Source organism: Xylanivirga thermophila, assembly GCF_004138105.1.
Lineage (GTDB): Bacteria > Bacillota > Clostridia > Caldicoprobacterales > Xylanivirgaceae > Xylanivirga > Xylanivirga thermophila.
In genome coordinates, this window is sequence record NZ_RXHQ01000037.1 from 1 (window position 1) to 23,570 (window position 23,570).

General features: G+C 36.2%; 25 protein-coding genes. 9 read left to right on the forward strand and 16 right to left on the reverse strand.

Going from position 1 to position 23,570, the window contains the following annotated elements:
- The first annotated feature begins 226 nt into the window (after nucleotides 1-226).
- Nucleotides 227-499, forward strand: a complete 273-nt coding sequence (rpsT, locus tag EJN67_RS12320; protein ID WP_129724717.1) for a 30S ribosomal protein S20 — start codon at nucleotides 227-229, stop codon at nucleotides 497-499.
- Between the two features lie 31 nt (nucleotides 500-530).
- Here the strand turns inward: rpsT and holA are convergent, their stop codons facing one another.
- The 5 genes from holA to EJN67_RS12345 all read right to left on the reverse strand — a co-directional run bounded on the left by holA (nucleotide 531) and on the right by EJN67_RS12345 (nucleotide 5,153).
- Complete coding sequence (gene holA, locus EJN67_RS12325) at nucleotides 531-1,553, reverse strand: DNA polymerase III subunit delta (RefSeq protein ID WP_165000865.1); 1,023 nt, start codon at nucleotides 1,551-1,553, stop codon at nucleotides 531-533.
- A gap of 10 nt (nucleotides 1,554-1,563) precedes the next feature.
- Nucleotides 1,564-1,857, reverse strand: a complete 294-nt coding sequence (locus EJN67_RS12330) for a hypothetical protein (protein ID WP_129724721.1) — start codon at nucleotides 1,855-1,857, stop codon at nucleotides 1,564-1,566.
- A 21-nt stretch (nucleotides 1,858-1,878) separates the two neighbouring features.
- Nucleotides 1,879-3,063 carry a BaiN/RdsA family NAD(P)/FAD-dependent oxidoreductase gene (locus EJN67_RS12335; RefSeq protein ID WP_129724753.1) on the reverse strand — a complete coding sequence of 395 codons (1,185 nt, stop codon included), beginning with the start codon at nucleotides 3,061-3,063 and terminating at the stop codon, nucleotides 1,879-1,881.
- Nucleotides 3,064-3,175: 112 nt separating this feature from the next.
- Entirely contained in the window at nucleotides 3,176-4,396 is a 1,221-nt protein-coding gene (locus EJN67_RS12340) for an SLC45 family MFS transporter (protein ID WP_129724723.1), read from the reverse strand.
- Between the two features lie 25 nt (nucleotides 4,397-4,421).
- Nucleotides 4,422-5,153 (reverse strand): glycerophosphodiester phosphodiesterase, encoded by a 732-nt coding sequence (locus tag EJN67_RS12345; protein ID WP_129724724.1) that lies wholly within the window; start codon nucleotides 5,151-5,153, stop codon nucleotides 4,422-4,424.
- A gap of 239 nt (nucleotides 5,154-5,392) precedes the next feature.
- On the opposite strand from EJN67_RS12345, the gene lysA reads away from it, so the two are divergent.
- The 3 genes from lysA to EJN67_RS12360 all read left to right on the forward strand — a co-directional run bounded on the left by lysA (nucleotide 5,393) and on the right by EJN67_RS12360 (nucleotide 9,397).
- Nucleotides 5,393-6,640: a diaminopimelate decarboxylase gene (gene lysA, locus EJN67_RS12350; RefSeq protein WP_129724725.1), complete on the forward strand. Its 1,248-nt coding sequence runs from the start codon at nucleotides 5,393-5,395 to the stop codon at nucleotides 6,638-6,640.
- Nucleotides 6,641-6,757: 117 nt separating this feature from the next.
- Complete coding sequence (locus EJN67_RS12355; RefSeq protein WP_129724726.1) at nucleotides 6,758-8,233, forward strand: ISLre2 family transposase; 1,476 nt, start codon at nucleotides 6,758-6,760, stop codon at nucleotides 8,231-8,233.
- 276 nt (nucleotides 8,234-8,509) lie between these two features.
- Entirely contained in the window at nucleotides 8,510-9,397 is an 888-nt protein-coding gene (locus EJN67_RS12360) for a DegV family protein (RefSeq protein ID WP_129724727.1), read from the forward strand.
- 65 nt (nucleotides 9,398-9,462) lie between these two features.
- Here the strand turns inward: EJN67_RS12360 and EJN67_RS12365 are convergent, their stop codons facing one another.
- From EJN67_RS12365 to mgtE, 7 genes are all read right to left on the reverse strand, one after another.
- Nucleotides 9,463-9,846, reverse strand: a complete 384-nt coding sequence (locus tag EJN67_RS12365; RefSeq protein ID WP_129724728.1) for a zinc ribbon domain-containing protein — start codon at nucleotides 9,844-9,846, stop codon at nucleotides 9,463-9,465.
- A gap of 53 nt (nucleotides 9,847-9,899) precedes the next feature.
- Nucleotides 9,900-10,256 carry a DUF1667 domain-containing protein gene (locus tag EJN67_RS12370; protein WP_129724729.1) on the reverse strand — a complete coding sequence of 119 codons (357 nt, stop codon included), beginning with the start codon at nucleotides 10,254-10,256 and terminating at the stop codon, nucleotides 9,900-9,902.
- Nucleotides 10,216-11,520: an NAD(P)/FAD-dependent oxidoreductase gene (locus EJN67_RS12375; protein ID WP_129724755.1), complete on the reverse strand. Its 1,305-nt coding sequence runs from the start codon at nucleotides 11,518-11,520 to the stop codon at nucleotides 10,216-10,218. The genes EJN67_RS12370 and EJN67_RS12375 overlap by 41 nt, the downstream gene beginning before the upstream one ends.
- On the reverse strand, nucleotides 11,520-12,971 hold the full coding sequence (locus tag EJN67_RS12380) for an NAD(P)/FAD-dependent oxidoreductase (RefSeq protein ID WP_129724730.1): 1,452 nt from the start codon (nucleotides 12,969-12,971) through the stop codon (nucleotides 11,520-11,522). Before EJN67_RS12380 ends, EJN67_RS12375 begins: the two co-directional genes overlap by 1 nt.
- 143 nt (nucleotides 12,972-13,114) lie before the next feature.
- The gene (locus EJN67_RS12385; RefSeq protein WP_243641308.1) at nucleotides 13,115-13,771 is read right to left on the reverse strand and encodes an MgtC/SapB family protein; all 657 of its coding nucleotides are present in this window, start codon (nucleotides 13,769-13,771) and stop codon (nucleotides 13,115-13,117) included.
- Nucleotides 13,772-13,916: 145 nt separating this feature from the next.
- Complete coding sequence (locus EJN67_RS12390) at nucleotides 13,917-14,342, reverse strand: VanZ family protein (protein ID WP_129724734.1); 426 nt, start codon at nucleotides 14,340-14,342, stop codon at nucleotides 13,917-13,919.
- A 22-nt stretch (nucleotides 14,343-14,364) separates the two neighbouring features.
- Complete coding sequence (mgtE, locus tag EJN67_RS12395; RefSeq protein ID WP_129724736.1) at nucleotides 14,365-15,702, reverse strand: magnesium transporter; 1,338 nt, start codon at nucleotides 15,700-15,702, stop codon at nucleotides 14,365-14,367.
- Nucleotides 15,703-16,412: 710 nt separating this feature from the next.
- Here mgtE and EJN67_RS12400 point away from each other — a divergent pair.
- Genes EJN67_RS12400 through EJN67_RS12410 form a run of 3 tightly spaced genes read left to right on the forward strand, consistent with a single transcriptional unit; the run spans nucleotide 16,413 to nucleotide 18,770 of the window.
- A complete protein-coding gene (locus EJN67_RS12400) occupies nucleotides 16,413-17,633 on the forward strand; it encodes an ROK family transcriptional regulator (protein ID WP_129724738.1) in 1,221 nt (406 codons plus the stop codon).
- Nucleotides 17,623-18,189 carry a chromate transporter gene (locus tag EJN67_RS12405; protein ID WP_129724740.1) on the forward strand — a complete coding sequence of 189 codons (567 nt, stop codon included), beginning with the start codon at nucleotides 17,623-17,625 and terminating at the stop codon, nucleotides 18,187-18,189. Before EJN67_RS12400 ends, EJN67_RS12405 begins: the two co-directional genes overlap by 11 nt.
- The gene (locus EJN67_RS12410; RefSeq protein ID WP_129724742.1) at nucleotides 18,186-18,770 is read left to right on the forward strand and encodes a chromate transporter; all 585 of its coding nucleotides are present in this window, start codon (nucleotides 18,186-18,188) and stop codon (nucleotides 18,768-18,770) included. Before EJN67_RS12405 ends, EJN67_RS12410 begins: the two co-directional genes overlap by 4 nt.
- A gap of 43 nt (nucleotides 18,771-18,813) precedes the next feature.
- On the opposite strand, the gene EJN67_RS12415 is transcribed toward EJN67_RS12410, so the two are convergent.
- Nucleotides 18,814-19,395 carry a LysM peptidoglycan-binding domain-containing protein gene (locus EJN67_RS12415; protein ID WP_243641309.1) on the reverse strand — a complete coding sequence of 194 codons (582 nt, stop codon included), beginning with the start codon at nucleotides 19,393-19,395 and terminating at the stop codon, nucleotides 18,814-18,816.
- A 128-nt stretch (nucleotides 19,396-19,523) separates the two neighbouring features.
- Here EJN67_RS12415 and EJN67_RS12420 point away from each other — a divergent pair, with 128 nt between their 5' ends.
- Nucleotides 19,524-20,717, forward strand: coding sequence for a CapA family protein (locus tag EJN67_RS12420; RefSeq protein WP_129724744.1), 1,194 nt, complete (start codon nucleotides 19,524-19,526; stop codon nucleotides 20,715-20,717).
- On the opposite strand, the gene pcp is transcribed toward EJN67_RS12420, so the two are convergent.
- Nucleotides 20,714-21,331, reverse strand: a complete 618-nt coding sequence (pcp, locus tag EJN67_RS12425; RefSeq protein ID WP_129724746.1) for a pyroglutamyl-peptidase I — start codon at nucleotides 21,329-21,331, stop codon at nucleotides 20,714-20,716. The two genes, EJN67_RS12420 and pcp, sit on opposite strands and share 4 nt — an antisense overlap.
- Entirely contained in the window at nucleotides 21,306-21,878 is a 573-nt protein-coding gene (locus EJN67_RS12430; protein ID WP_165000866.1) for a 2'-5' RNA ligase family protein, read from the reverse strand. Before EJN67_RS12430 ends, pcp begins: the two co-directional genes overlap by 26 nt.
- Nucleotides 21,879-22,082: 204 nt before the next feature.
- Here EJN67_RS12430 and EJN67_RS12435 point away from each other — a divergent pair, with 204 nt between their 5' ends.
- Nucleotides 22,083-22,823, forward strand: coding sequence for a DUF6062 family protein (locus EJN67_RS12435; RefSeq protein WP_129724749.1), 741 nt, complete (start codon nucleotides 22,083-22,085; stop codon nucleotides 22,821-22,823).
- A gap of 26 nt (nucleotides 22,824-22,849) precedes the next feature.
- Here EJN67_RS12435 and EJN67_RS12440 read toward each other — a convergent pair whose 3' ends face one another.
- Nucleotides 22,850-23,362, reverse strand: a complete 513-nt coding sequence (locus tag EJN67_RS12440; RefSeq protein ID WP_129724751.1) for a nitroreductase family protein — start codon at nucleotides 23,360-23,362, stop codon at nucleotides 22,850-22,852.
- Between the last annotated feature and the right edge of the window lie 208 nt (nucleotides 23,363-23,570).

Genomic DNA, 23,570 nt, shown 5'->3' on the forward strand with positions numbered 1-23,570 from the left:
TCGTTGTCAAGGTTGGGTAGTATTTTCTCGTATACACTCGAAAATCTCCACCCTCCCCTTGACAAGAGGAAGTAAATGGATAAGTATGATTTTCTCAAAAGTGTTGCATTTAATATTGCAATTTAGACCATGTTTTTTATTCTCAAAAAATCCATTCCTATATTGCTTTTTTAATCATTTCATGGTACAATATTTGCTGTCTATTTAGAGCGAGGAGGTGAACAATTTGCCAAATATCAAATCAGCTAAAAAAAGAGTTACAGTTGCTGAACATAAAACACTCAGAAACAAAATGATAAAAACCAATTTAAAAACCAGTATTAAAAGCTTTGAAAATGCTGTGGCACAAGGAGATATTCAGACTGCAAAAGCGCTATACCCTAAGGTAGAAAAGCATATTGATATGGCCGCCTCCAAAGGGACTATACACAAAAACAATGCCAGCCGCAAAAAAGCAAGCTTAGCTAATAAATTAAATACTATTGAAAAGGCACAATAAATATATATTAAATAGGCAAAAGCTTCCCATTTCAGGAAGCTTTTTTTGTTATACACATATTTATAATAAGCAATTCAAGACCAAGGCGATCCAGCATATTACCACTTTTTATACTATAATCTAGTTCAAGACAATCTTTTAAAGCTTGCTCCAATTCTTGCAGAGTAAAATTTCTAGCCTGCTGTATACATTTATCCGCTACAAATTCTGGAGTTCCCATTTTTTGAGCTATAATCCTTTTTGAATAACCTTGTCTACTATAGCCCTTTGCTTGGGATATCAGCCTAAACTGTCTTACTATCATACCCAATATGGCAAATATGGATTGTCCTTGATACAATAACTCATCCAAAAGCACCAAGGCACCACTAGCGCTTTTTTTCCCGATTTCGTCAACTAGCTGGAATATAGTATTATCTAGAGCCCTTGTTACTAATTTATCTATAACCGGTCTTTTAATAACCGTATCATTGTCCGCATATGATATGAGCTTGTTTAGCTCATTATCTACATCCTGTAGATTTGTTCCCACCAAATATACAAAATATCTTATGTCATCTGCCGACATAGATTTTCTCTGCTTTTTTAATCTACCTTGCACCCATGTTTCTATTTCATAATCCTTAAGTCTATCAAATGATATCACTTTGCCCATTTTTTTAACAGCTCGATATACCGCTTTTCTTTTGTCCACATCCCCTCTCATGTAAAACACCAAACAACTAGTGTCCGGTATATCTGCGGTGTATTTTTTTAGTTTTTCCATATCGCTTTGCTGTCCCTTTCCTGCATAAAACAAGGGTAAATCCTTTACCACCAAAAGCCTCTTTTCATCCATGAAAGGTAGAGTTTCACATGCATTTATGATATCATCTATGGAAATATCATTTCCATCCATAACACCATAATTAAGATCCCTAAAATCAGGTCTTAACATAGTATCTATCATCCTGTTAAGGGCCTCTTCCTTAACAAATTCTTCCTCACCACAAAACAGATAGAGTTTATTAAATTTTTTATTACTTATATCATTAAATATTTCCCTATACCCCATAACCATCCCTCTATACAAGTGTCACTATATAAACGCATTTTTCTCCATTAAATAATTTTATCACATGATTGTCCTTATCATATTTTAGCATACCTTGCCCTATATTCAAAACTGGTTCATTTCCCAATCCATAAAACACATCGTCTGATAATGTCCTGAGACATTCTTTCTGCTCATATGCATCTAGGCTATTCCAATCTTCGTCGCTCATTTCAAAGGCACCATAAAATCCATCTATTAGATTAATAGCCTCCATTAAATCCCTTACTATATCGCTATATTCCCTGCCATATCTAACACCCATAAAATACCTTCTTTCTCAAGTTTAACAATACAGTCCAGCTAAATAGCCGGTAGAAAATGCTATCTGCAGGTTAAATCCTCCTGTATATCCGTCTACATCTATTACCTCACCTGCAAAAAACAACCCATCTACGAGTTTTGATTCCATTGTACGAGGATCTATCTCCTGTACATCTACACCACCTGATGTTATTATGGCCTCTTTTATAGGCCTATATCCCTTTATATTTAACTTAAGTTCCTTAAGCAGTTCCACTAACCCCAATCTTTCCGCCTTTGTTATCTGATTTATAGGCTTATCAGAAGGTACCCCAGATAATTCTATAATTACTGGGATAAGTTTTTTTGGTAGAAGATCATCTAGACCATTAGAAAATATCTTTCTGGAGTACTTTTCAAAATCCCGCTGTATTCTCCTATCAAGTTGCTCGGAGGTTAAGGCAGGCTTTAAGTCTATCAAAACAGTATAACCCTCACCCTTTGTATCCCTCATGTATGAACTTGCAGATAGGACTATTGGTCCTGATATGCCAAAGTGGGTAAACAGCATTTCTCCAAAATCCCCATATACCTTTTTACCTATTTTATTCAAAACGGATATGGATACATTTTTTAACGCCAACCCCTGGGCATCCTTTGGCCAGCTTTCGTAGGTTTCAAGTGGCACTAGTGAAGGTTTCGGTGTGACTATCTTATGTCCATTTTTCTCTGCAAATCTATAACCATCACCAGTAGACCCGGTCTGGGGATACGATAATCCGCCTGTTGCTATTACTACACTATTACAAGATATATATCCTCCCGCCTTTAGCATGACACCTTTTATGACTCCGTCTTTAGATACAACCTCTACAACTTCGTCATATACCAACTGCACACCGCTTCTCTTTAGTTCATTTGTTAAAGCTGATACCACATCCTTAGCCTTATCAGATACGGGGAATACTCTATTTCCTCTCTCCACCTTGGTTTTAACACCCCGTTCATCAAAAAAACTTATAACATCATCATTGGATAATGTATTAAATGCACTGTACAAAAACTTTCCATTTACAGGTATATTGGAGATAAGTCCTTGAATATCTGTATAGTTGGTAATATTACACCGGCCTTTACCTGTTATAGAAAGTTTTATACCTAGTCTTTTATTTTTTTCTATCAATACTACATCTAAACCACGCTTGGCGGCAGTGGCGGCAGCCATCATACCAGATGGACCACCACCTATTACTACCACCTTATAATCTGACGACAATTGCTTCACCCTCTACAAAAATTTTAATCCCTTTTATATTATGCCACAATCGTCAGCCATATTGCTACATATTCTCTGCAATTGTCTTTATTTTTTCTTCTTCCATCTCTTCTTTGGAAATATCGCCATGATGCACACAAAGCATACATATAAAAGCCAGCACAAAAGCTACACATGCATAGAGGAATAGGGGTTCATAGCTTCCTACCATATCCTTTATCCATCCAAATAGTATGGGACTTACTATAGCTGCACAAGATGAAAAGAAATAATAGTATCCCGTATATGTGCCCATTCCTCCCTTGGGAGCCATTTCTACCACCATGGGATATGAATTTATGTTTATACATGCCCAAAATATGCCACCTATTACAAGGAGTATACATATCATTAATTGATTACGTATAAATATAAGGGGTATAAATACTACTAAAGCCCCTATTATCCCCAAAAGAATAGTCTTTTTTCTCCCAAGCTTTGAAGCTATAAAACCTGCAGGAATAGCAAATGCTAGAAATGCCAATGAAAAAGATGTAAGCAATATAGATGCATCCCCTGCATCTATATTTAGTATATATTGTCCATACAATGAAAAAAAAGTCTCTACAGCATTAAAACCTGTAAACCAAAAGAATATGGCAAAAAGCATGAATATTAGACTCCTATTCTTAGACACATCCTTTTGATGTATTTTTTCTTCCTCTTCAAGCTGAACAGCTTTAGGCTCTTTTATAAAACTATATAGCAATATAAGGGCCACCACCATAACTACAGAAGCCATATAAAATGGATATGCATGATTTGATTTGTAAAGGAATCCCCCTACACCATATGCAATAACGGCTGCTAAACCACCCATAAAATTTATAATACCATTTGCCTTACTGCGCAAAGGGCTGGGCGTAACATCTGGCATAAGTGCAACTGTAGGTGCCCTATATATGCTCATTGAAAAATTCATCATTATGACAAAAGTCATAAGGGAAGCGAGACTGGCAGCTGAAGGTATTAGAAAACAAAAAATAGCTGCCAGCGGTACACCTATAAGTAAATAGGGCATTCTTCTGCCAAACCGGGTATTGGTTTTATCGCTAAGTGATCCAAACAAAGGCTGAAATATAACTGCAAACAAATTGTCTATGGTCATAATGGCGCCTATAAGGGCAGCACTCTCTATATATTCCTCCAACATTATGGGTACATAATTATTATATATGGGCCATACTATGCTTGCAGAAAAAAAGCCAAGGCCCAATATAAACGTCTTTTTATAATCCAGCTTCACAAAACCATCCCCCTCTAACAAATATCTAAGAACACATCTGCCTTTTTACATCAAGGGCTACATCAGGATAATTTGTTATAATACCATCTACTCCCGCCTTTATCATAAGCTCCATATCCTTTTTATCATTTATGGTATATGGATTTAGTTTTATACCATGTTCCTTACATCCCTTTACCATCTCGGGGATTATATTATAATAGGATGGATGAAGGGCATCTGCATTTAGCTGCATGGCATATCTCCAAGGCTCCACCATACCACATGCATAAAGAAGTCCTATTTTCACATCACCATCCATAGCCTTTATATCCTTTAGGCTGTAATGGTTAAATGAGGAAAATATAACCTTATCCTTAAAATCATATTTTTCTACCATATCAAGGAGTTTTCTTTCAATATCTGGATATATTATAGGCCCACTCTTTATCTCGATGTTTAAAAGGCCATTCCAACCCTTTATTAGGCATAGCACCTCCTCCAGTGTGGGGATGGTAGCCCCAGCAAACTCATCAGAAAACCAGCTTCCAAAATCAAAACCTTTAAGCTCATCCAACGTAAAATCCTTTATCATACCCTGACCATTGCTAGTACGATTTATGACAGGATCATGTATTACCACTAATTCTCCGTCCTTGGTTAGATGAACATCCAATTCTATACCTTCAGCTCCCATCTCCAAAGCTTTTTTAAATGCAGGTATTGTGTTTTCAGGTGCATAGCCTGATGCACCTCTATGGGCGATTATAATTGACATATAGAGCACCTCTCTTTTTCATGTTTTATATAATAATATATTCTACATCTACTAAAAAAAACCTTTAATATGAAATGCTAATAATATTACATCTAACAATGCATTACTATGCAAAAATTAAATTCATATTTTTAAAATTAAGGATTTCAGATACAAAAACCTATTGTTGACAAAGCTCTACTTTTTCTGTATATTGTAACTGTTTATATCGTTTATTCTATTATTATGGAGGCGTCTGCATGAAATTCTATTACACTGTATCCACCAATTTTTATGGCAATACTAATCCAGAAGAATTAATCTTAAAATATGGAAGTCCCCTCTATGTATATAATGAGCATATACTCAGACAACGTTGTCGGGATATGGTACGGCTTGTAGATTATCCACATTTTAAAGCCGGATATTCAGTAAAGGCCAATTCAAATATACATTTACTTAAAGTAATTTTAGAAGAAGGTCTAAATGCCGATGCCATGTCCCCAGGGGAGATATTTTTACTGTTAAAAGCAGGCTTTAATCCAAACCAGATACTGTATGTGAGCAATAACGTATCGGTAGATGAAATGAAATTTGCAGTGGATAATAATATCACTGTCAGTATAGATTCACTTAGTCAACTTGAACTTTTTGGCCGGACCTTCCCGGGGAGCAATGTAGCCATACGCTTTAATCCAGGCATAGGAGCTGGACATAATGAAAAGGTAATAACAGGTGGAAAAAAAACTAAATTTGGCGTTAATATAGATTTAGTACCTCAGGTAAAGGATATATTAAAAAGGTACAAGCTTAAACTTATAGGTATAAACCAGCATATTGGATCGCTGTTTATGGAAGGAGAACCTTATCTTAAAGGAGCAAAATCCATATTAGATACTGCAAAACATTTTGACGATCTTGATTTTGTTGATCTTGGAGGTGGATTTGGCATCCCCTATCACAAACAGCAAGGAGAAAAATCTTTAAATATTGATTATTTGCGTCATGAGCTGAATATACTGATAGATAGATGGGTAAAAGACTACGGAAAGGAAATAACCTTTAAAACGCAGCCTGGCAGATATGTAATTGCCGAGTGTGGCGTACTATTAGGTAGAGTCCACGCTATAAAGCAAAATAGTAGTACTGTTTATGTAGGTACTGATATTGGATTTAATAATCTTATGCGCCCGGTATTATATGATTCCTATCATGAACTTGAGATCTATAGGAAAGGTAACATTATAAATTCAGACGAAGTATCTCCTGTTACTATAGTAGGTAATATATGTGAAAGTGGGGATATAATCGCAAAAAATAGACCTATGCCACCTTTATGCGAAGAAGATATTATAGGCGTTATGGATACAGGTGCATACGGCTATTCCATGTCCTCAAATTACAATAGTAGATTAAAACCAGCAGAAGTACTTATAAATGAAAATGGTGAAGATATCCTTATACGCAGGCGAGACACCTTAGAAGACCTTATTAGAAACTTTTGTTAGTGTATAATATTTGTAGGCAAAAAGGTATAAAAAGGAAGGGCATCCATAAGACCCCTTCCCTGTACATGAATCATCCGTTATAATGAAATTATCAGAAATCATAGAACGGAGGATATCATGTATACCATAAGTTTAAACGATAGCGGATTAGATTTCAAGACCTTGGAGCAGAAAATTTACAGGACTGTTTGTGAAGTTGCATGTGATGTATTAAAAGATGTGCTGGAGATTCTGGATAAAATGCTTATGGCGACACGGGATATAGATAAATATCGGCATAAGGGTATAAAAAAGACCCATATCCATACTGTGATGGGTGTTATAGATTATGAGAGAAGAATCTATGAATACTACAACGAAGATGGAAAGAAGCAATATGTATATTTATTAGACCAATACTTAAAAAATGAGACTATTGGGCATGTTTCTACTAACCTAGCAGAGAAAATAGTTGAAAGGGCACTGGAGGAATCGTACCGGAAAACAGCCCAAGCAATGGAGAGTACGACTAATTCGAATCTAAGCCATACAACAGCATGGAATGTTATACAGAAAGTGGGGTTAAAGCTTAATGAGAAGGAGCAGCATCTTGTTGATAGATATGAGCATGGTAAGTTAAACGGCGATCGTGAAGTAGATGTACTATTTCAGGAAGCAGACGGTGTTTGGCTCTCCATGCAGGGCAAGGATAGACCCAAAAAGGGTAGCAAGAAGGAAATGAAGGTTGCTATTAACTATGAAGGTTTTGAGAAGAGAGAGGGCCAGAAGGAAGGATATCAGGTTCATAACAAGACTGCTTGTGCGGGGTTTAATAAAAGTCAGGACTTTAAAAAGTTATGGGAAGCTAAGGTAGCTGAGCAGTATAACGTAGATGAGATCAAAGTAAGAATTGTTAATGGTGATGGTGACCCTTGGATTAAGCCTGATTTAGGTCAGGATGGTGTCCATTTTCAGCTGGATCCTTTTCATATTTCCCGTGAGGTTTTAAGGAAAGTGCCTGATAAAAAACAGGCAAGGAAATTAAATAAATTACTAAAGAAAGGTAAAGCAGACGAGTCCTTTAGATACTTAACTGATCTATTAATAGAATATAATCAAGATGAGGATAAGTTTAAAAAACTTGAGGAATTGTATAATTATTTATCCAATAATCGTGAGGGGCTTATACCCTATAGATTAAGGGGTTTAAAGCTGCCTGAATTACCCGATGGACTTACTTATAGGGGTATGGGAACGATGGAGGGCAATGTATGCGATATGATTACCTTACGGATGAAGAATCGGAAGATGAGCTGGTCCGAAGAAGGTGCTAACAATCTAGCCAAGCTATTGGCCGCTAGAGCTAGTGGTACACTTTATGAGGAGCTAGATGGAGTATTTGATGGTGCAGTATCAGAGAAGATGCTAGATGAAATGATAGAGATTGTACAGCTATCAGCTGCACAGGCTAATAGGAAGCCCAAAAAGAGCAATATCTATCCAATACATAGTGCACCTATGCCTTATGAAGGACAACCCCTAACAGAGGGCAGAAAGGCAATTAGGAACTTAGTTGAAAATCGAGTGGTTAGCGACCTTAACTTTTTATATTAGGATTCAATGACAATAAAAAGCGATGGACAGATACCATCGACCCCAGAGCCGAGCTACGCTGTCAAGCCCGGAATGTAATGGAGTTTATTTTAGGCTTGACAGCAATGGCAAATGGTAAAATAGCATTGTTTTTATTGGATAATCTAAATGGATGATTTTGTAAGAGAAAACGTGCCAACGAATACTTGACACATACGAAACTTTTACCATAGTTGAATTTTATATATTTTAATAATATAATTAAAATATTATGATCTTTAACAGGAGGTACTAATTATGAATACAGATACAGTAGTAATAGCCGACTCATGCTGTGACCTGCCTTATGAATATATCCAAAAACGAAATGTTCCAATTATATACTATACATATATGTTAAATGGCACTGAATACATAGATGACTTCGGCCATACTATGCCTTACGAGGACTTTTTTGCCGCAATGCGAAAAGGCGCCGTACCTACAACTTCCCAGGTAAACGTACATGTTTTTGCAGATATGTTTGAAAAATACATAAAAGAAGGAAAATCTATTATATATTTGAGCTTTTCCTCAGGGCTTACAGGCAGTTTTAATAATGCCCTTATGGCTAGAAATATGCTAATAGAAAAATATGAAAACGCAGACATAACTATTATCGATACCCTCTCAGCCTCCATAGGGGAAGGGTTGTTGGTATATAATGCCGTTGAAATGCTCCATAACGGTGCTTCTAAACAGGAGATAATAGATTGGGTAGAGCAAAATAAATGGCGCATCAACCACTGGTTTACAGTAGATAACCTAGTATACCTCAAGAGAGGCGGGAGAGTTTCAGGTGCTAAAGCCTTTGTAGCCAATGTAATGGATATAAAACCTGTCCTAAACATAGATAATGAAGGTCATCTTATTCCCATATACAAGGCAAAAGGGCGAAAAAAGGCTATGCGTACACTGGTAAGTAGGATGGAAGAGTTAGCGGTAAATCCCGAAGAGCAGGTAGTTGCCATAAATCATGGTGATGCTTTAGATGATGCCCTATGGGTGGCAGAGAAGGTAAAGGAAAAATTCAATGTAAAGGATATCATAATAAACTCTGTAGGACCAGTTATAGGCTCCCATTCAGGACCAGGCACCCTATCACTATTTTTCTTTGCAGAAAAACGTTTTATAAATGAAAAATAGTTTTATTTTAGCAAATGCCCCCTATTTATACATAAATAGGGGGCATTTATATATGGAAAGTAACTTCATATCCTATTTCCACAATAGGGACAATATGAAAAGGAATTATCTATCTCTGCACCACAATGGGAACAGGTACAACTCTTTTCACCTTTATCATAATAGACATCATAACCATATATCTCTTCTAACCTGTCAATATCAACAGTATTACTAGACTTGAGTTCATCAATATAATCCTTTGGCACTTTATATAATCTATTACAACATCTAAAACGCACATAATATCTCTTATTCCATCTAAATAAAGGAATAAAAAATAAATGAAAATAAGTATACTTCTCAATAAACTGAGCCCTTGAATAACTGCCACACTTACATACTATATTTTCAAATTCTTTAATGATACGTTCATTATCTTGAATACCAAATATACCTATGAAAAACATGTCTATCCTCCTAAAGCATCAAATTAGCTTTAGTGATATTATACCACAATCTATTATACAGCACATACTCTTCTTGTAGCGACTATATTTGCATCGGTATCTGCCACATTATATATCAATACATCCCCTATATCTATCGGAGCATATACATTTTTTCTGGATATCTCATCCAATACTTCTCCTATTCTCTCCTTTGGGATAGGTTTATCAGTCTTTACAGAAATAAGCTTGTAATCGCCCCCATCTATCCACATGGATGTAGTTACCGTCCTCATAGGACAGGTAGCCTCCTGAATTGCATATTGCACGCCCCTTTTACATCCATTTCCCTTTACATTCCATTCCTCCCCTGTTTTATCTACAATCAAATTACATCCCCTGGGACACAGAATGCATACAAGCTTCATCATTTTCTGCCACCTCCTCTGCATTTACCCATCTTATCTCCATACTCCCACCCTCTTGCATCTTATCCAAGACATTCGACGGCAGTCTAAGTTTTTCCATCTTCCCTGGGGTAACCTGAACATACTTGCGAGAATATATGACCTTACCTCCATGGTTTAGCACTATACTCCCATTTATATATATATCATCTACCCTAAAAAATATCTCAAAAGACTCTTTAGATCTAATAATCTGGGGAACTGTATAGCGTACACCTGCTCCCGCCTTTACGCATACCCCACCTTCAGTGAATTTATTTTTTATATACAATGCTGCACCCTTACCTGCAATCTCTGCCTCCTGACTTACATAATCCACTACATCATGTACCTGCAGGACATTACCACATGCAAATATTCCTGGTATATTTGTGTGTCTATATTCATCTACTATTGGACCACCAGTTACCTTATCAAGCATCACTCCAGCTGATTGACTAAGCTCGTTTTCAGGTATAAGGCCTACAGATAAGAGCAAAGTATCACAAGATACATACTCCTCACTTCCTGGTATAGGATGCCTATCTTTATCTACTTCTGCAATAGTTACTCCTTCTACCCGATCTTTCCCATGTATTTGTACAACTGTATGGTTAAACTTAAGTGGGATTTCATAATCATCTAAGCATTGACGTATATTACGCTGAAGCCCTGTAGAATACGGCATTAGCTCGCATACCATCTTTACATTTGCCCCTTCCCATACAAGCCTCCTAGCCATTATAAGTCCTATATCTCCAGAGCCGAGTATTACTATCTCTCTACCAGGCATATAGCCTTCAAGATTAACAAGTCTTTGGGCCATACCAGCCGTATATACCCCCGCAGGCCTAGTACCTGGTATCATAAGGGCACCGCTGGTACGCTCTCTGCATCCCATTGCCAATATTACAGCCTTTGCCTTGAGCTTAACTATCCCTTCCTTAGGACTTATTGCATATACCATCTTATCCTTTGTTATATTTAAAACCATGGTGTTTAAAAGATAAGGTATCCGCTCTTTTTCTACCTTATCTATAAATCTTTGGGCATATTCTGGTCCCGTTAGCTCTTCACCAAATAGATGTAGTCCAAATCCATTGTGTATGCATTGGTTTAGAATCCCACCTAGATAATTATCACGCTCCAGTATAAGCACATCTTCTATACCGTTTTCACGGCAGGCTAATGCCGCTGCAAGACCTGCTGGCCCACCACCTATTACGGCAACATCCACATCTCTTACCATCATTTATCACCCCTTAGTCCTTCTTTTATCCGACCCGATACAATATAAGATCTGCCACTGCCCTTGGTTATTTCATCTAATGGAATACCCCGTTCTCTGTTTAATATTTCCATAATTTTTGGAGTACAAAATCCTCCCTGGCATCTCCCCATACCTGCCCGGGTACGACGCTTTATTGCATCTATTGTCAAAGCAGGCAAAGGCCTATTAATCGCCTCTATTATTTGACCTTCAGTGACAGTTTCACATCGACATACTATCTGACCATATCTGTTATCACCTTTAATAAGTTTTTCCTTTTCGTCCCAATTAAGTTCCCTAAATCTGGGTATACCTTTTCTATAGGGATTGAAGTTAATTTTAGCACTAATATTTCCTGCATATTTGTACACCAATTCAGCCATATATTGTCCTATTGCCGGTGCTGCTGATAATCCCGGTGAACATATACCTGCAGCATAGAATAAACCAGGTATTTCATCTGATGCCCCTAGTATAAAATCTCCCGTATCAGCTACTGCCCTAATACCGGAAAAAACCCTAATAACATCCCGTCTCCCAAGGGATGGTATGGTCCTCAATGCCTTTGTATATACAAAATTCAAGCCCCATGAGGTAGTAGATGTATCCTCCTTAGTATCTATATCAACAGCATTTGGTCCTATCAAAAGATTTCCATCTACAGTAGGTGTGACTAGTACACCTTTTCCCAATGAACTTGGCGGTTGGAATATTACCCTTTTAACCATATCTCCTAGTTTTCTATCATAAAGGCAATACTCACCCCTTCTTGGAATTATCTTAAATTCTTCTCCGCCTAACATCCTGTTTATATCATCACTAAATATCCCTGCACAATTTATTATATATTTAGTTTTAAATTCTCCTTGAGTAGTTTTTATGTTAAAAATATTCCCGTCCCTTTTTATATTCTCTACACCATATCCCAAAAAGAATTCCACACCATTTTGTATGGCATTTTCAGCCATAGCTACCGTCAGCTCGTATGGACAGGTAATCCCAGCACTAGGTGCCCAAAGAGCGGCTATTATATTAGAATTTATATTCGGCTCCATCTGTAATACTTCTTGCGCTGACAAAATCTTAAGCCCTGGTACCCCATTCTTCTGACCCTGTTCAAACAACTTCTGTATCTCGTTCATATCCTCTTCATCAAATGCTAGCACCAGACTACCTATCCTTTTAAATGGGACATCCAGCTCCTTTGAAACCACATCATATAGGCTATTCCCCCATACATTCATTCTAGCCATCATACTGCCCACCTGGCAATCATAACCTGCATGTACTATGGCACTATTGGCACCGCTACTGCCCGTTGCCACATCTACCTCAGATTCAAGCACTCCTATTTTTATATCATATCTTGATAATTCCCTTGCAATGCTGCATCCTATTACTCCAGCGCCTATTACAATTGCATCAAACATATAAACCCTCCTTTTTAAATACAAAAAGCCATATAAACCAAACTGTATTTTGGTTTATATGGCTCTCACATCTCTCGCCAAGTTTATTCATTTATCTATATAGAGTATAGCATTTTAAAACATTATTTGTCAATAATGTTTTATCAGTCTTCCCTATCTATCTTTACACCTTCCATGCGCTCAAGCTCTGCTATAATACTCTCCTTTGTCATAGTTGGGGGAAGACTTAATAAAAATTTTACATTTATATAATCTTCATCCTGCTCTTGTATCCTTATATCCCTTATCTGTATCTTAAACCTCCCAATTACATCTGCAACTTTTGCTATTTGCCCAGGTACATTTCTTATAAATAGGGATATTTCTATATTCCCTACCCTTTTTTCAAATATCTTCTCTAGCTTTTTTAAAAATATTAAAGTAATATAAGACATTATAAATCCAGCAATTGCACCCTCATAAAACCCTGCACCCACAGCTAACCCAATACAAGCTACAACCCAAAGACTAGCTGCTGTAGTTAGTCCCCTTACCCTATGTCCATCATTCATTATAGTACCTGCACCTAAAAAACCAATGCCACTTATAACCTGAGCCCCTAACCTTGCAGGATCTAGATTGACCAAATCGTAATTGCTTTGAAATATATACTCTGAAGTAGTCATAACCAGTGCAGAACCCATGCATACCAGAGTATGAGTCCTAAAACCTGCAGGCCTATTTACAATTTCCCGCTCTAATCCTATGAGTCCTCCCATGATCATAGCTAAAAAAAGTCTTAATATCGCCTCCCATGCCACATCACAGCACCTCTTTCTTAAAAAATACATGAAAACACAAGAGCCATATAAATCAATATAATCATATTGATTTATATGGCTCTCTCATCTCCCGCCTTCAACCTTTATATCCTTTGTTTTAGTATACCAATAAAATATTCTATTGTCAATTTTTTAAAGTGCATTTTATCAAAGTTCCCAATAAAACTCCAAAACTATCAATAAATATATCTTTAAAACTTGCGCACCTGCCTGGCACAAATAACTGATGAAATTCATCACTAAAGGCATATAAAATACCTATTAGAAAACAAAGGAGAGCCGCCTTTTTTATACTATGCTGCTCGACCAAAGCATCAAATAATAACAATGCCAATATAAAAAATTCCGTTATATGAGCTATCTTTCTGACTATAAAGCCTGCATCTATACCGGGTATTAATTGGGATATATCTATCCCAATGCGATTAAATATCCGAAGCACAAATGAGCTAGTTTTGTTAGACTGCACTCCCGGTTGATTAGAAAAAATAAATATAATGACCATCCATATGCCTACATAAATCCATCGTTTCAGTGTCTTCCTATCCATCACTAAAATTCTCCCTTAATATTTACAACCCCAGTATCATATGGGCAAAGGTAAAGTAAAAGATAAGGGACAGGGCATCTACTATGGTAGTAATAAGGGGACTTGCCATTATAGCAGGATCTATTTTCATCTTTTTAGCTAATATAGGGAGCACTCCCCCCACTAATTTTGCAAATATAACAGTAACTACTAGAGTACTAGATACTGTCAGAGCAAGAAGCATATCATATCCTTCAATAAAATGTATCCTTAGAAAATTTATAATGCCTAATGGTATTCCTACCAACAAGCTAACCCTAAGCTCTTTCCATAAAACCTTCAGTGTATCACCAAATGAAATCTCCCCTAGTGCAAGGCTCCTTATAACAAGTGTAGAAGATTGAGACCCTGCATTTCCGCCTGTATCCATAAGCATAGGAATAAATACAGTCAATGCCACTACCGATTCAAGGGCGTACTCAAATTTACGTATTATAGCACCACTTATGGTAGCGGAAACCATCAATACCAAAAGCCATACAAATCTCCTCTTTGCGAGCACAAATACACTTGTATCCAAATACAGCTCATCTGAAGGCTCCATGGCAGCCATACGATGAAAGTCCTCCGTATTTTCCTGCTCTATTACATCTACTATATCGTCTATGGTAATAATACCTACCAGCCTATCTTCATGGTCTACCACTGGCATTACAAGAAGATCATATTTTTTGAATACTTCCGCTACATCTTCTTGATCGTCAGATGTCTTTACATATATTATATCCGTCTCCATTATATCTTCTATCTTTTTCTCCGGATCAGCCAATACTAAATCCCTTAGAGATACTATTCCTTCAAGCTTTCTCTGGGCATCTATTACATAACAGGTATATATAGTTTCCTTATCTTGAGCAGTCTTTCTTATCTTCTCCAGCGCCTCCCACACATGCATATATTTCTTCAAATCTACAAATTCTATGGTCATTAAACTGCCTGCAGAATTTTCAGGATAGTTCAAAAATTGATTTATTATCTTCCGCTCAGTCTCAGTAGAATTTTTGAGTATCTTTTTTACTACATAGGCAGGCATTTCCTCTATAAAATCTATCTTATCATCAAAATACAATGCATCTACAATAGAAGACAATTCCTTTTCATCAACCAACATGGATATATCCGTCTGTCTTTGTGGAGATAAATAAACAAATATATCAGCTGCCATATCCTTTGGAAGTAATCGAAAAACCAGAAGTGCAGTTTTATGATCAAGTTCATCTAAGAACTCCGCCACGTCTGCTTCCTGCATATCCTTTAACTCTTTTACCAATTTTACATAATCTTTTTGCTCTAAAAGCATTTTTAATTTTTCTAAATCCATTAGTCTTCCCTCCTTACATCATTTTGCTCCAGCCATATCCATTCTATCCCCAAATATTCCATTTTTTCTATGCTAGAGCGCCTAAACATGAGGAAATATACTGATGTAAGACGGTTACAATTTTTGGAAATTAAAGGTGATAGAATTTACGCGGCTATATAAAACATACTTTATAAAGTTAGTACCCTTGGGCTTACTATCAGGGTCAGGACTCATTCTACCACCTCCAAAATACATTTATATAAAAATACTAATACCAATTTAAAAGCTCCCTTTTGTTTTATAAGGGAGCTTTTAAATTGCCTAATTCTATTGTAACATCATATTCTAGCCATTTCAACATGTCGATCCATAAAAAATTCAATCTGCCTTACGAAAATATATTAGTTTTTTGGAATTTTCTATTGATAACTTTTGACCATTATGGTATAATCCTATGTAAAATAATAAAAGATTTTATATGTATGATTTATATAAAAGCTTTTCCTGCATTTCCTATGATGTATTGTAGTCATACTTATAGCTTAGAACTGTGGGTATCATCTGCTTTTTATTGTAACAAAATATAGTATTATCAATATACTAAACTATGCAAGTTATTATAGGTTGTCCTCTATATTTTTTATATAAATTTATAAGAGGATATTTTTTAACAGCCTTTTGACCATTATAGTCATAACTTTTTTATACTATCTTTGGAGGAATGGGATATGGAAACAAATAATATATTATCAAAACTAGATACCAATACTATGGGAATATTCAATATAATACGGCATAATGGACCTTTGACAGTTACTGGTTTAATGGAAGTTACACAAACACCTAGAACTACTCTAAATCGCAATATAAAGGAATTGTTAGAGAGGAAACTCATAAAACAGGAAGGAACCGATTCTTCATCAGGTGGTAGACCTCCCGCCCTATTTTCAGTAAACCCTGATGGGGTGTACACAATCGGCATGGAGCTATCGAGGTCTAATATAAGACTTCTCATATGTAATACCATACTAGAACCCATATGGATATACGATATGCCCATAAATACAAACAGTACTCCTGAGGAAGTATTCCCTAAAATATTCTCCATATTAAACGATGCCATAGATGCCTCTATCCCAGATAAACAACGTCTCATAGGGATGGGAATAGGCTCAGTAGGACCTTTGGACTTAAAAAAGGGAATACTCTTAAATCCATCTAGCTTTCCAAATACAAGTTGGACCAATATAAACCTAAAAGAGCTTTTCGAGTCAAACCTTAAGATACCTACATTTGTAGAAAATGGCGCTAGTACCGCTGTTATGGGCGAATATGCCAAAAATGCCTCTAAGGGTATCCATAATATAATATATATAAACGTTGGTGTAGGAATGCGATGTGGTGTGGTACTTAGGGGACATCTTTTAGGAGGCGATGGCAATGCAGAAGGTGCATTTGCCCATATGGTATTAAAACCTGGAGGTCGTTCCTGTTATTGTGGTAATTATGGATGCGCTGAAAGTTATGTCACCATACCAGCTATAATAAAGGAATTCCAATACGAACTAAGGAAGGGCAAAGAAAGTATACTGATGAGCAACATGTCAGTAGATGAAATAACATTTAAGGACATATGCACTGCAGCAAAAAATAACGACTTTTTAGCTACAGAAGTCATTGAAAATGCTGCTGTATATACCGGTTTAGCCATAGCTAATATAATAAATGTGCTACATCCTCAGATGATAGTACTAGGCGGTATGATCCCAGATAATTCGAAATATTATTACAATCGCACAATAGAAGTCGCTAAAAAAAACATATATAATCCTGGACATCTAAAATACGTCTTTTGTCCACCATCTTTAGGGCACAACACTATCGCTGCAGGCGCTGCAGCATTAGCACTATCAAAATACGTTAAAGGGGGTTTTAAAAATGCTGTTTGAAATATTCATAACTTTTTTTAAGATAGGATTATTTACATTTGGGGGAGGATATGCAATGATTCCCCTTATAGAAGATGAAATCGTCAATAAGAAAAAGTGGCTTAAATCAGAAGATATAATCGATATGTTGGCCCTATCAGAATCAATACCAGGCTCAATATCTATAAACTCTGCTACCATAATGGGATATAAACTATCTGGCAAGGCGGGAGCAATAGCAGCTATGACCGGCGTAATCCTGCCATCATTTTCAATAATAACCCTTATAGCCATATTTGCAAGTCAGTTCCATGGCAGTCCAATAATGGACGCTGCTTTTCTTGGTATAAGATGTGCAGTTGTTATATTAATAGCTCAATCAGCAAGGAAGATAACAAAGGCTACAGTAAATGATGCTATAGGCCGCATAATACTACTAAGTACTATTTTCCTTGTCACATTTACAAATATTCCAGCAATATCTGTTATTATATTGGGAGCAATAATGGGGATTTTCACACCTAAGATTGAACATTTTAAATCTTGCCGATCCTTAAAAAAGGCGGAAAATAAATGATTTATATAAAACTATTTCTAACATTTTTTAAGATAGGGCTCTTTAGCTTTGGTGGAGGATATGCTATGATCCCCCTTATAGAAAAGGAACTAGAAAGTCACAATTGGATGACCAGTTCCCAGTTTTATAATATAATAGCCGTATCGGAGACAACGCCAGGGCCTATATCTGTAAACTCTGCAACATTTGTTGGATATGAAGTAGGTGGAATATTTGGCAGTATAGTAGCAACCATGGGTGTAGCAGCCCCTTCCCTCATTCTGATACTTATAATATGCAAGTATCTCTTGAAATACCAAGACAACGGCATTTTTAAAAATGCCTTCTCTGGCATACGTCCAGTAGTAGCAGGGCTTATCATAGCAGCAGCATTTTTTGTAGCTCAAACTTCCGTATTCAAAAAATCTGTAACTGTAAGCACAATACACGATGCCGCCATACATCCTTTTAAGTATTTAAATTTTAAAAGTATACTAATATTAATCATAGTCGCTTTGATGCTAGAAAAATTTAAACTCCATCCCATACTTGTTATATTCTTGTCCGGAGTAATAGGCGTTGTATTCTTTTATATAATTTAATTTTAAAAAGCCATCCGTTATTTACGGACGGCTTTTTAAAAATCTACATAGCTATGGGTACACAGATCTTCCGGCGTACCATTAGATTTTGAGGATCCAATCCCGGATTTGCAGACATAATAGCCTCTACGGTGGTGTTAAACCTACGGGCAATTGCATATAGAGTATCACCAGATTTTATAACATAGACAAGTGAACCAGGTGGGCAAGAAGGATATACAGGACCTACAGGTATACATATCCTCTGGCCTATCATTAGATTTTGAGGATCCACTCCTGGGTTTACAGCCATAATAGCCTCTACAGTAGTATTAAATCTCTGTGCTAGTTTATAAAACGTATCTCCGGACCTTATTATATAAGGCATAGTATTTGGTGGGCAAGAAGGATATACAGGGCCTACAGGTATACATATCCTCTGGCCTATCATTAGATTTTGAGGATCCACTCCTGGGTTTACAGCCATAATAGCCTCTACAGTAGTATTAAATCTCTGTGCTAGTTTATAAAACGTATCTCCAGACCTTATTATATAAGGCATAGTATTTGGCGGACATTGGTGCATATCAGGCCAGCCCGGATATCCACCCCAGTAACCGCCGTAACAGCCATCATAATAACACATCCATATCACCTCCACAAGTATGTGCCTACAATAATATATTCAATTGAATAAAATAGTGTTACAAAGGGGAAAATATTGGTATAATATTAATAGCCAAATCAATTTATAAATAGCTGGAGAAGAATAATATGCGTAATTTAAACAATAAAAAAAGATTTATTTTCCTTTGTCTGATTGTAACTCTTTTATTTGTATCTACTGCTTGTCAGACAGTAGATGGAATAATAAACAACAAAAAAATGGACAATAATCAAAACATCGATGTAATTCCCTTGGATGTAATCGATGATCTAGAAATTCAAAATGATAATAACCTTTTAGATGACAAGTCAATAAGCAAAAATGAAGAAATCGACGTACCTATAAAACCAGTTGAGCTACTTTTCTCATTTGCCGGAGATTGTACAATAGGTGGTGATTTAATATGGGGAGGTAAACCGGTAAAAGAGGATATATTCACCACCGAATGGAAACATCAAAACAAAGATTATTCTTTTTTCTTTAAAAATGTAAGATCCATATTTGAAAAAGATGATGCTACAATTATAAATCTAGAAGGTCCCCTTACAACGGCCACTAAGAGGGCGGATAAAAAGTTTGCATTCAAAGGCCACCCATCATTTGCAAATATACTTACCGAAGGCAGTATAGAGGTAGCTACTATTGCCAACAACCACATATATGACTACGGTGAACAGGGACTAAATAATACCACAAAGGCGTTAAATGAAAATGGAGTACTATATTCCCATGAACAGCATATTGCTTACAATACATATAATAATATAAAAGTAGCATTTTTAAGTTATAATGGCTGGGGGCTATGGGCAAAGGATATGGTTGAAAAAGGCATAAAAGAAGCCAAAGAAAACGGTGCTGATATAATACTTGTATCATTCCACTGGGGAGAAGAGAGAAAATATATTCCTAATAAAATACAAAGACAACTAGGACAATTTGCAATAGACCAAGGGGCAACTATAGTAGTAGGCCATCACCCCCATGTAATACAAGGTATAGAAATATACAAAGGAAGATATATAGCATATTCCTTAGCCAATTTTAGCTTTGGAGGAAATTATAATCCAAAGGACAGGGACACTTTTATATTTCAAACTACAATAACGTTAGACCCAAATACAAAGGAAATTAAACATATAAAACCTAATATAATTCCATGTTCCATATCATCCATACCCGGCCGAAATAATTTTCAGCCTACCCCTTTAGAAGGAGCTGAAAAAAATAGAATTCTAAACCGAATATTTGAAGGCAGTAAGGTATTTGAAGAAGGTATCAAGGAAGAAGATCTACATAACTAATCTTCTTCCCCTTCTATTATGGCCTCTATTGCATAGATAAGACCCTTTAGTATGTCATTATCATTCATAGAAGGCAATAATCGCTGTTTTGATGCTACCTGCTCAGGTAAATACGGCATATGTATAAACCCTCCCTTTATAGAAGGCTGTCTCCTATCTATAAGATATAAAAGTCCGTACATAATATGATTGCATACAAATGTACCGGCAGTGTTCGAGATAGATGCAGGAATACCATGTTTTCTTATATTCTTTACCATATATTCCATAGGAAGATTAGAGAAATATGCTGCAGGGCCATCCTCAAAAATAAATTGATCTGCAGGTTTATTCCCCTCATTATCCTCTATAGACGCATCATTTATATTTACAGCTATTCTCTCTATTCCAATATCCACTCTCCCCCCTGCCTGTCCAGTGCATAATACTATGTTAGGACTATATTTTTCAATATTATAGTATAACGTACTTATAGATTTTCCAAATACAGTAGGCAATATTGATTTCACTATCCGTGCTCCCGCCACCTTTTCAGGTAAATATTCCAATACCTTTTGAGCAGCATTTATATCATCTCCTCCAAATGCATCAAAAGCAGTCACAAGTATTTTCATTATAACCACCTTCCTCTTGTTTTAAATCTATTTGAAGCATGTGGTGTACCGGCCTAAACTTTACTATTACAACACCTTCAACCGTAGCTTCAAAGGGTGTAAAAGAAGCTCCTAATAAGCGAATTATATCCATGCCCTTTTCAAAATTCGTGCCCAAAGACATGGTCATATGGGGTATCCAATTTCCTGGCTTATAATAATCCCACGCCTTATCATCATAATCTCTAAATGCATTGAAAAAATTTCTATTTACTGATATTAGATTATCGTCTACTACAGGTTGATAAAATACTGTAGTGCTCTCACCAGGGAACACGCCTATGGAACAAAAATTCACCTTAAATGGCTCACTTCCTTTAAAAAAATGCTCTACCCTTGATTCAAATGTTGGATAATCAACGGTCTTGTATATGGCCAATGTTATATGGGGCTTACTACCTGATACCTTCATGTATTCACTAAGACCTTTATTATAAAGCTCATCCCATATCCCATATACCTTATTTTCCGTTTCTTCATCGAATAATAACTCCACTGAATATGGCATTGATATCATCCTAACTATTAACTTTATTATATATATTGTACCATGTTTATTAACATAAAAAAATCTATCTTACCATCCTATTATAAATTATGAATTGAAGTAAAATAACTACTTAATATAGTAAATTATACCTGACCGTTTTATATCAAACATATAATAATCTGTTAATACTTGCACACACTATAGAAGAAGGGAGGTATTATTTTGGGTAATAGAATTTATCATATTCCTTTATGGGATGCATTTAAAAAAGATAGCGATTGCCCCATATGTCTGCTTCAAAAATCATTGGAAACGAAATATCAAAAGGCTATCCTAGATACTCAATCGTTTATGGAAGAAGAATTTGATGAAATATTCGGGCACTATACAATATGTAGCATGCACCTTGATAATCTATATAAAAATTTTGACAAGTTTGGTCTTGCGCTGTTGATGAACAAGCTGCTTGCAAGAGAAATCTCCCATATGGAAGATATTAAAAATCATGAAGGCAATGAAAAATCATCCATTAGGAAGAATTTTGTTGACAGATTTATAGAAATAGGAGCATATAAGCAAAAAAAAGATCAAGATAAAGACACTGCAAGCATAAAAAAACCATGCTTTATATGCAAATCCGTAAACGAAGGAACCAATATGTATATAGAATCATTGATCCTCCTTTGGAGGGAGGATGATGATTTTAAAGATGTATACAAAAATTCAAAGGGATTCTGTCAAAGGCATTTTTATAACATTATAGACAAATCCCATAACATATTAGAGGATGAAGATCTAAATGAATTTATAGAATTGAACTATGCACTCCAAAAAATCAATATACAAGCCCTTACAGATGAACTAAAATGGTTTATAAAAAAATTCAACTATGAATTTGCCAGTGAACCATGGGGAAGATCTAAAACAGCTTTGATGCGCAGTATTACAAAGTTAAAACCATAAAAACCAGCATTTCGCTGGTTTTTTAGTTACCACCTATTTTGTCTTATTAACTCATCCAATTCCTTGCGTTTCTTTTGCGGCTGTATATCATCATCCGGATAACCTATAGGCAATAATACAATAGGCTCTATATATTCTGGCAGCTCCAATGCTTCATGGCATTTTTTAGAATCAAAAGCACACACCCAGCAAGTTCCAAGCCCTATATCAGCAGCTGCTAGGGTAATATGATCTGCAGCAATGGCTGCATCTATATCGCAATGGTCCTTGCCATCTCCCCTATGCCATGACTCCTTGTGATTGCCGCATACTACAATTATGGCGGGAGCAGTCTTTATCCACTCTCTATTATAACTGGAGATCACCTTTGTTTTAGCAGCTTCATCCGTCACCACAACAAAGGACAGCGGTTGATAATTACAGGCTGATGGTGCCATACGCGCAGTTTCCAATGCATATTTAAGTTTATCATCCTCAACCGGCTGATTTTTAAATTGCCTTACTGAATACCTCTTTTTAGCTAGTTCAAAAAATGCCATAGTCAATCCTCCCTATATCTTAAACTGTCATATAATTATTATATCATATCATGGAAAATATTCCATTATTGTAGTATTATCGTGTGTGTCAAGTTTTCGTTGGCACCTTTTTCTTCCAGAAAGTCAATCGCTATAATAATCAAGAAAAACATCTTAAATTTTACCATTTACCAAAGTTGTCAAGCCTAAAATGTACTTCGCTACGCTC